The 1,963-nt window shown below is 47.9% G+C and carries 1 protein-coding gene; it reads left to right on the forward strand.

The annotated features are described in order from the left end of the window. Positions 1-70: 70 nt before the first annotated feature. Positions 71-1,792, forward strand: coding sequence for an iron hydrogenase small subunit (locus tag IJN28_05455; protein ID MBQ6713214.1), 1,722 nt, complete (start codon positions 71-73; stop codon positions 1,790-1,792). The last annotated feature ends 171 nt before the right edge of the window (positions 1,793-1,963 follow it).

The raw sequence follows: 1,963 nt of genomic DNA on the forward strand, positions 1-1,963 counted from the left end.
AAAATGTCCGTTCCAAGCGATTGAAAAAGGTTAATGAAAGATTCGTAGAGAGGGAGTGAACTGTGTGGAAATGGTGAATATAACGATTAACGGTCGTAGTGTTCAAGTTGATAAAAAAATGTCGCTTCTCGAAGCGATTCGTTCGCAGGGTATCAAAGTCCCGACACTTTGCTATCATCCGGATTTGCGTCCCGACGGAAGCTGTCGCTTGTGCGTTGTAGAAGTCAAGGGCGTTCGTTCGCTCGTAGCATCGTGCGTATATCCTGTCAGCGAAGGTATGGAAGTATGGACGAATACAAAACGTGTTCTCGATGCGCGTAAAACTGTTGTTGAGCTTTTGCTTGCGAACCATCCGCAGGATTGCTTGACTTGTGCTCGCAATATGAACTGCGAACTCCAGCGTGTTGCCAATGAACTCGGTGTTCGCGAGATCCGCGTCGAAGGTGAAAAAAGCGAAGCGCTTCCCGACTTGGCGAATCCGTCGCTTATGCGTGATCCGAACAAATGTATCAAATGCGGCCGCTGCGTAAGAATGTGCGGCGAAGTACAGAGCGTCAATGCACTCGGCTTTGCAAACCGCGGTTTCGAAACGACTGTCGTCCCTGCTTTCAATATGGGTCTTGATAAAATGGCTTGTACGTACTGCGGACAATGTGCAAAAGTTTGTCCGACAGGTGCGATCATACCGAAAGATGATACACAGCACGTATGGAGAGCGATCAACAATCCCGATCTCCACGTTGTCGTTCAGACAGCACCGGCTGTTCGCGTTGCACTCGGTGATGCACTCGGACTTCCGGCAGGTTCCATCGTAACAGGCAAAATGGTAGCGGCACTTCGCCGCATCGGTTTTGATAAAGTCTTCGATACGGATTTCGCGGCTGACGTAACGATCATGGAAGAAGGAACAGAATTCCTCAACCGTCTGCGTAACGGCGGAACGCTTCCGCTTATCACATCTTGCAGCCCGGGCTGGATCAACTTTGCAGAACTCTTCTACAGCGATCTTCTCGATCATCTCTCGACGACCAAGTCGCCGCAGCAGATCTTCGGTGCACTCGTTAAAAGCTTCTACGCAGAAAAAATGGATATCGAACCGAGCAAGATTTACTCGGTATCCATCATGCCGTGTACAGCGAAAAAAGCAGAAGCATCTCGCCCTGACATCAATGCAGGCGATATTCGCGATGTAGACTGCGTACTCACAACGGCAGAACTTGCGGCAATGATCAAACAGGCAGGTATCGACTTCGAAAACTTGCCGGAAGAAAACTTCGACAGCCCGCTCGGTGAATCGACAGGTGCGGCAGTCATCTTCGGTGTAACGGGCGGTGTTATGGAAGCAGCTCTTCGTACAGTCGTAACCCAGATCACAGGCAAACAGCTTGAAAAATTGGAATTCACGGAAGTTCGCGGTATGGAAGGCATCAAAGAAGCCTCCCTTCCGATCAACGACCTCACCGTTAAAGTCGCAGTTGCCAGCGGTCTTGGCAATGCGCGCAAACTGATGAATAAACTTCGTGCCGGTGAGCTTGACTATCACTTCATCGAGATCATGGCTTGTCCGGGCGGTTGCATCGGTGGCGGCGGTCAGCCGAAAGAAGCAAAACCGTCGGCAGTGCGCCAAGCACGCGGACAAGGCTTGTATACGATCGATGATACATCTGCGATCCGCAGCTCGCATGAAAATCCTGATGTACAAACACTCTACCAAGAGTGGCTTGGCGAACCGAACGGTGCCAAAGCACATCATCTCTTGCATACGCACTACCACAAACAAGATCGTATCTAATAAGAATAAAAAAAGGGGGAATTCCTTATAGGAATTCCTCCTTTTCTTTTTATTTATAAGACAAAAAAATGAATCTTATTAGATAAAAACAATATTTAAATGAAGTAACAATTACTTCTCAAAAATCATTGACGCTTATGCTAAAATAATTTATAATTATCCCTAGTATGA

The sequence above is a fragment of the Selenomonadales bacterium genome (assembly GCA_017442105.1).
In the GTDB taxonomy this organism is placed as follows: domain Bacteria; phylum Bacillota; class Negativicutes; order RGIG982; family RGIG982; genus RGIG982.

Coding starts and splice junctions, on each gene's coding strand:
- IJN28_05455 (MBQ6713214.1), top strand. CDS start 71: ATGGTGAATATAACGATTAACGGTCGTAGTGTTCAAGTTGATAAAAAA.